This window comes from Vibrio sp. V01_P9A10T6, assembly GCF_963877065.1.
Taxonomy (GTDB): Bacteria; Pseudomonadota; Gammaproteobacteria; order Enterobacterales; family Vibrionaceae; genus Vibrio; species Vibrio anguillarum.
In genome coordinates this window covers 1-5,783 of record NZ_CAWNTB010000068.1, presented here as the reverse complement: position 1 = coordinate 5,783, position 5,783 = coordinate 1, and the positions used below count along the sequence as shown (strand labels likewise).

General features: G+C 42.1%; 5 protein-coding genes. 3 read left to right on the top strand and 2 right to left on the bottom strand.

Annotated elements, in window-relative coordinates; genetic code table 11:
- On the bottom strand, window positions 1-198 hold a 198-nt coding region (locus tag AACQ21_RS04030; protein WP_219884452.1), incomplete at its 3' end, for a hypothetical protein.
- 15 nt (window positions 199-213) lie between these two features.
- On the opposite strand from AACQ21_RS04030, the gene AACQ21_RS04025 reads away from it, so the two are divergent.
- The 3 genes from AACQ21_RS04025 (at window position 214) to AACQ21_RS04015 (ending at window position 3,936) form a co-directional block, all read left to right on the top strand.
- Window positions 214-1,110 carry a LysR family transcriptional regulator ArgP gene (locus AACQ21_RS04025; protein WP_105976746.1) on the top strand — a complete coding sequence of 299 codons (897 nt, stop codon included), beginning with the start codon at window positions 214-216 and terminating at the stop codon, window positions 1,108-1,110.
- Window positions 1,111-1,212: 102 nt separating this feature from the next.
- On the top strand, window positions 1,213-1,905 hold the full coding sequence (locus tag AACQ21_RS04020; protein ID WP_170889067.1) for an oxidative stress defense protein: 693 nt from the start codon (window positions 1,213-1,215) through the stop codon (window positions 1,903-1,905).
- A gap of 165 nt (window positions 1,906-2,070) precedes the next feature.
- Window positions 2,071-3,936, top strand: coding sequence for a sensor domain-containing diguanylate cyclase (locus tag AACQ21_RS04015; RefSeq protein ID WP_105976744.1), 1,866 nt, complete (start codon window positions 2,071-2,073; stop codon window positions 3,934-3,936).
- A 104-nt stretch (window positions 3,937-4,040) separates the two neighbouring features.
- Here AACQ21_RS04015 and pykF read toward each other — a convergent pair whose 3' ends face one another.
- A complete protein-coding gene (gene pykF / locus AACQ21_RS04010) occupies window positions 4,041-5,453 on the bottom strand; it encodes a pyruvate kinase PykF (RefSeq protein WP_026027602.1) in 1,413 nt (470 codons plus the stop codon).
- Window positions 5,454-5,783: the final 330 nt, after the last annotated feature.

The following is a 5,783-nucleotide window of genomic DNA, read 5'->3' as shown; positions in this document are numbered from 1 at the left end:
CCTTGGTTTAGCAAATAGGAATTTTGGGAACAAATAGGAATAATCACCGTTGCCCCAAATCAAAAACCTTGAAGCAAAATCCACCCATCCACAGCTCACTTCATCGTAATAATCAAATCCAGTAGGCGCACAAAAGCAGAAGAAAAAAAATAAGAAAAATAAATAATTTAAAAATAATATTAGTAATACTATAATCATAAAAAGGAGCGTTGGATGAGAGGGCTAGATTACAAATGGATTGAGGCATTAGATGCGGTACTGCACCAAGGAAGCTTTGAACGAGCCGCTGAAAATCTCTATATTTCACAATCGGCTATTTCTCAAAGGATCAAACAATTAGAGAGATTTATTGCCCAACCGGTCCTGATTCGAGAGCAGCCACCAAGGCCTACGCCGGTGGGGAAAAAATTACTAGGGCTTTATCGCCGAGTTCTACTGCTAGAGCAAGAAACCATGCCAGAGTTATTAAATGATACCTCGGTACGTCCGGTAACCTTATCAATCGCTACTAATGCAGATAGCTTAGCCAGTTGGGTTATTCCCGCTCTACAGCCGATCATGAGTAAAGAAAATGTGGCTTTTCAATTTTCCATTCTTGATGAATCGCGTTCGATAGAAAAGATGAAGAACGGCGAAGTGGTGGGAGCGATTAGTTTAGATGATCAACCCTTATCTGGTTGCCGAGCAGAATACTTAGGCAAAATGGATTACTTGTGTGTCGCCAGCCCTTATTTTGTCACGCGTTATTTTTCGAGTGGGGTTAACGCGCAAACTTTGAGCAATGCACCATCAGTGTCATTTGATATGCAAGATAGCCAACATAAACAATTTTTAAAGCAGCATTTTGCTGTGCAGAATGAGATGCGGATTAATCATAAAGTAGGTAGTTCTGAGGCTTTCATTGCTCTTGCAAAATCGGGGTTGGCTTATTGCTTAATTCCACGTTTACAAATAGTAGATGAGTTGGCACAAGGCGAGCTGGTGGAGGTGACTCCTGGGCTAAGCGTAACCAATGTGATCTATTGGCATCATTGGTTGCTTGAAACAGGCATACTACAGGATATTTCTCAGGCCATCGTTCAATATGCTCGCCAAGTGTTGCCGCAATGACAAAAGTTCAACGTCAAAGTTGTGTCATTTCATAAGCTATTAACTGTGCTTATGTAGAGTATCGCCTATGATGTATTCACCCATTTGAGTAAGGTAACTCCCATGAAATTAATGACAAGTGTAACGCTATTATCTGGATTGCTCAGTTTTGGTTCTATGGCGCAGGAAATGAATTTTCCTCATCTTTCAACGACAGGTTATGGTGAAGTCGTTGCGGCACCTGATATGGCTGAGTTTTCAGTTAAAGTGGTTGAATCGACGCTGACGGCGGAGCAGGCAAAAAGAGCGGTCGACAAAGTGGTAGAAGCATTTGTGGCGCGTTTGAAAGAATCCGGTGTGACTTCCCAACAAATATCGAGTTCAAATCTCTACCTTGCCCCTCAATATCACTACCCTAAATCTGGTAAACCTGAGCTAGTGGGCTATCAAGCAACAAGAAGTGTCACGGTTGAGGTTGAAGATTTAAGCCAGCTTAATCAATACCTTGATGTAGCGCTCGGTGAGGGCATTAACCAAGTCGACAATATTCAACTTAAAGTTCGGAATCAAGAGCAATACCAGCAACAAGCTCGGCTAGCGGCGATTCAAGATGCGAATACCAAAGCACTATCATTGGCGGAAGGATTTAAGTTGAAATTAGGTGATGTGTGGCAGATAGACTACAACTCGCCCAGCGTGCAGCCGATTATGATGCGTGCTATGGCAATGGATGCAAAATCTGAATCTAATAGTTACCAAGACTCGACGCTTATTATTCGCGATAGGGTGGACGTAGTCTATCAATTAAACAACTAAGCCCTTACCTAAGCTACTGATTAATGAGTTAATTTAAACTGGATGAAAACGAGCCTTTACTTCCATAAATTGATTGTTTTATTAAGAGGTAGCTTTTTGTTTTGTCTATTTTTTAAGATGCTATAATCCGCTCATCACTATTTAGGGTTAATATTTAGACAAGTCATGAGATACACAAAAATAATCAGCATCCTTCTCATCATTTGTTTCTTATTCAGCGCAATAGTGACTGGGTATTATTATCAGCGCTACCAAGAAGTGAAAGACAACGCAACGCAAAACACGGTAGCGGAGGCGTTTGATCAACTCAATGAAAGTGAACATCAATACCGGGGTTTGAAAGCCCAAGTAGGCTCCATTGTTGATTTACTTAGTCGCAGCCAAAGTTTGTATGAATTTATTTTCTCTCCTTCAGAGGCTAACCAACAGAGTCTTGAAAAAAGCTGGTCTTCTGTTGCTGAAAAACAGACATGGTATAGCTCAATTGCGCTTTTAGACGTGTCTGGGCATGAACAACTTCGGATTCATTATTCTGCGACTAATCATTTGGCTTCTAGTGTAAAAACACAGCAAGACAGCTCACATCATGACTACATTGCTTTTGCAGAAAATCTCTCAGAGGGAGATGTGGGTGTATGGGGCATTACATTGGCAGATGCTCCGAGTAGAGCGGCTATACAGCCTATGCTATGCGTAATCACGCCAGTTACCGTATTAGGGGAGCGAAAAGGTTATTTAGTCCTCAATGTTGATATTTGGTCACAATCTTCGCGCTTAACTCATGCGCGTGATCCACAGTTAACTCCTGAGCTTATCGGCGACTCCGGTTTCTACTTGTCTTCTAGCGATAAAAGCAAATTATTTGGAGATTTATTACCCTCTAACCAGCACGTGAATCTGGCACTTCAATTACCGAAAACCTGGCAACAGATGCAGCTTAAGCCTTCTGGGTACGTGCTAGAAAATAACAAGATGACTGTATATACAACCCTTAAGTTTGCCTCACTGAAACCCGTCTTTTTAATGATTCAATTCACTGATGAGCAGTTAGATCATCGAGCGCAGCGTGACGTCAACGATTTAATCAAAGAGGCTTTTTTCGTCTTCTTCGTTATACTCATTTTTGCGCTTCCCATGGTTTCCATGGCATTGCATTACCATCATCGAAGTATTGAAAGCAAACTGGCAAGAGCAGCCTTGAATGGTATGTCTGCAGTGATGATCTCAGACAGAAAGCACAAAGTGATGATGGTTAATGGCGAATTTGAAAAGATTACCGGTCTGACTATTGACGAGATAAAAGGCAGTAACGCATTAAAGTTACTGCTCAGTCCAAATGGTATGGAGTTTATGCTCGAGGTACTTGAGGAGGTATCGCAGCAACATTTCTGGGAAGGTGAAGTAGAAATGGTCAATACGCAAGGTGAGACGCTAACCGCCATCATGAGAATTCAAGCGATTAAAGAGGCGACTAAAGTTAGCTATTATATTACGTCTTTAGTCGATATTACTCAGCACAAAGAGCTTGAAAACCGATTACGAGAATTGAGCGAAAAAGACGCTTTAACTCAGCTATGGAATCGGCGTAAATTTGAAGCAGAATTGCAGCATCATACGCACCTCGTTCAACGTTATCCCGAAAGCCATCATGTTTGCCTTGTCTTAATTGATATTGATTACTTTAAACGAGTGAATGATGAACAAGGACATGATGAAGGTGATCGCGTCATTATTAAAGTTGGTGAGATTTTGAGCCAAACATTGCGTGCCACCGATTTTCTGGCACGTATTGGCGGTGAAGAGTTTGCGATTATTATGCCGCACACTTCTGTAGAAGAAGCCGAGACTGTCCTAGACCGATTACGAGTAGCGGTAGAGCAAAGCCTCACCGTGACTATCAGCGCTGGCTTTACTGACTTAACCGCAGATGGTAAACGCTCGTATAAATGCGCTGACATTGCTTTATATGAGGCCAAAACCTTAGGGCGAAATCGAGTTTCACTGTGTAAAAGTAGTGATGATCTTGCTTAAGGCATACCGCAAAGAGTGATGGGTTTGGAAAGTAAAGCGTAAATAGCGGAAATAAAAAAATCGGGGCAAGCCCCGATTTTTTCTGCTTTGTATTCGACGTTCGATTATAGAACGTGAACAGAAGCTGTGTTGGTTGTACCTGAGGCAACAAGTGCACCAGAAACCATCACTACGATGTCACCCTTCTTGCCTAGACCAGAAGCCAGTGCAATCTCTTTACCATTGATGTAGAACGCATCAGTGCTGTCGATAGTATCAACAACAACCGGTGTTACACCTTTAGTCAGAACAAGTTGAGCCGCCGTTTTCTTGTTAGTGGTTACAGCAATGATGTTCGCAGTTGGGAAGTACTTACGCACTGAACGAGCTGATTTACCCGCTTCAGTTGCGACCACGATAAGTGGAGCCGCCAATTTCTCAGCAGTATCTACTGCACCTTTACATACGGCTTCAGTAATGCGTAGGCGTGGGCTGTCTAAACGAGAACCCAACTCAGCTTGTAGAACGCGGTCAGTGCGAGCACAGATTTGCGCCATGATAGTGACCGCTTCAACAGGGTATTTACCTTTTGCTGTTTCGCCAGAAAGCATCACTGCATCTGTACCATCCATTACCGCGTTGGCTACGTCGCCAGCTTCTGCGCGAGTTGGACGTGGGTTCTTGATCATTGAATCAAGCATTTGAGTTGCTGTGATAACCACTTTACGTGCGCGGTTACATTTTTCGATCATCATCTTCTGTGCAAAGATAACTTCTTCAGCAGGGATCTCAACACCTAGGTCGCCACGAGCAACCATGATACCGTCAGAAAGCTCAAGAATTTCGTCGAAGTTATCAACGCCTTCTTGGTTTTCAATTTTAGAGATGATTTGGATATCTGCGCCGCCGTTTGCTGTTAGCAGTTCGCGGATTTCACGTACGTCGTCAGCTTTACGAATGAAAGAAGCAGCAACAAAATCAACGCCTTGCTCACAACCAAATTTAAGGTCTGCTTTATCTTTTTCAGAAAGAGCTGGAAGGTTCACTGAAACGTTAGGAAGGTTAACACCTTTGTTTTCACCTAGCGCGCCGTTGTTCAGCACTTTACATTTCACTTCAGTTTCTGTGGTTGCAATCACTTCCATTTCAATCAGGCCGTCATCAACCAAAATTTTGTTACCTACAGTAAGGTCTTTAGCAAAACCTAAGTAAGTCACGGCAACTTTATCTTTGTTACCTACAACGGTTGCATCAGTAGTGAAAGTGAAATCCTGGCCAGCCACGAGATCAACGTCATCACCATTTTCTAGTTTGATGGTACGGATTTCAGGACCTTTAGTGTCTAAAAGGATCGCAAGCTGTTTACCAGTGTTTTCCATTACTTTACGGAAGTTCGCAATACGAGTGCCGTGTTCTACGAAGTCACCGTGAGAGAAGTTCAAACGCATAACGTTCATGCCAGCATTCACTAGCTCAGTAAGCTTCTCTACAGATTCAGTTTTAGGGCCAATCGTACATACGATTTTGGTCTTTTTCATGGAAGGTTCTCTCCGGTAAATATGATTACAATTTGAAGTTGGTTGAGTGTTCTAGCGTCATCACAAGCGGCAATTTTTCTTATCTATTACCCAACAATATTGATGTGATTTTGTGACATTAGAGCTGAAAGTCTTTCAACAGTTTAGTCATTTTATGACCAAGCATTGTCGATTTTATAGCGTTATTTTGCCACTTATTGAGTTTAAATCGGTTAAGTTGCAAAAGAATAACAGTCAATTCTGTAATTTTTTTTCTTTTCGGCGCGAATTCTACCACCTAATGAGTTCAATATCACTGCCTAAGAATTGTCTTAGGACAAGGTTTTAGCG